The organism is Frischella japonica, from assembly GCF_014489845.1.
Taxonomy (GTDB): Bacteria; Pseudomonadota; Gammaproteobacteria; order Enterobacterales; family Orbaceae; genus Frischella; species Frischella japonica.
Genome location: NZ_JABURY010000032.1, coordinates 1 through 1,065 on the forward strand (window position 1 = coordinate 1; position 1,065 = coordinate 1,065).

The 1,065-nt window shown below is 35.9% G+C and carries 2 protein-coding genes; both read left to right on the forward strand.

Features of this window, described 5'->3' with window-relative positions:
- Window positions 1–210: EndoU domain-containing protein (locus FcAc13_RS12025; protein WP_187756467.1), on the forward strand; the 210-nt coding region annotated here is incomplete at its 5' end.
- Window positions 210–701: a DUF5376 family protein gene (locus tag FcAc13_RS12030; RefSeq protein WP_187756468.1), complete on the forward strand. Its 492-nt coding sequence runs from the start codon at window positions 210–212 to the stop codon at window positions 699–701. The genes FcAc13_RS12025 and FcAc13_RS12030, both read left to right, overlap by 1 nt.
- Window positions 702–1,065: the final 364 nt, after the last annotated feature.

Sequence of the window (1,065 nt, forward strand, 5' to 3'; positions counted from 1 at the left end):
GCTGAAACAACTTTTTTCCCCGAGCATTGGTCTAAACGTCAAACAGAAATGGAAATTAAAAGTGCTTTTGAAAATTCAAAACCCAATCCTGATAATAAAGAAATGTGGCAGGGGACATCCTCAAGTGGTATAGAAATGGAAGGCTTTTATAAAAAACCGAATGGCACAGGTGCTACAGCATGGCCTGTTTATCAAGGAGTTAAGAAATAATGTTAAATAAAAAAATAATATTCAATTGGAACAAAACATTTAGTATGTTCCGCCCATCAGGTTGTTTTTCTGATGAGAATATAAGATATAGACCAAAACAAGGCTATGGTATTATTGCATTAGCATCTTGGTTATCATCAGATCTTCAATGTTCTATTAACTCTGTTAATATCTGGATAAGTAACTTGATTGATTTGGAAAATAGCCCTGCACCAGATGGTATGTTTGGTGTTGGTAATGCTTTTTGGGTTCTAATTACTGATGATTATATTTTTATTGGTACAGAGTATTCAGAAGAACAACAAATATTAATAAACAAAGAACAACTTTTATATGTGTTAGAGCAATATAAAGCTTTTTTAGAAGGAGATTATAAAGATCCCGATAATCCACCCGATCCTATTGATGTTGAGTTTATTGCTGAAGGCCAAGAAGCGATCGATATCTATAATGGATTGCCAAATTCTCATTTGGTTCCTTACGCTTGTTAATCAGTTCCCCGCTTAACTTGTGGGGAGCGAATTTTTAAGTACCCAGATCCACATTGTATGTTCAATAATTAATCTATTCTACTCAATTTTAATAATGGTTGGTCGTCCGACATAAAGCCTTATCAGTTCCAGCTACTAGCCCTCAATGACTTTGTGACCAAAGCACTACGCTTGGTATACCAATGTCCCGTTACAAGTATTGGTTGAAGTGCGTAATGCCGGACAAAATACCTTAGATTTTATCTGGCAAAATTCAATGCCATCGATTATTTTATGGAAAACCTATGCCGAAATTCCCCATAATAAACCAATTGGCGAAGCACCCAATCCCTTACAACTGCCTCAGGTTTCACCACCTGAAACC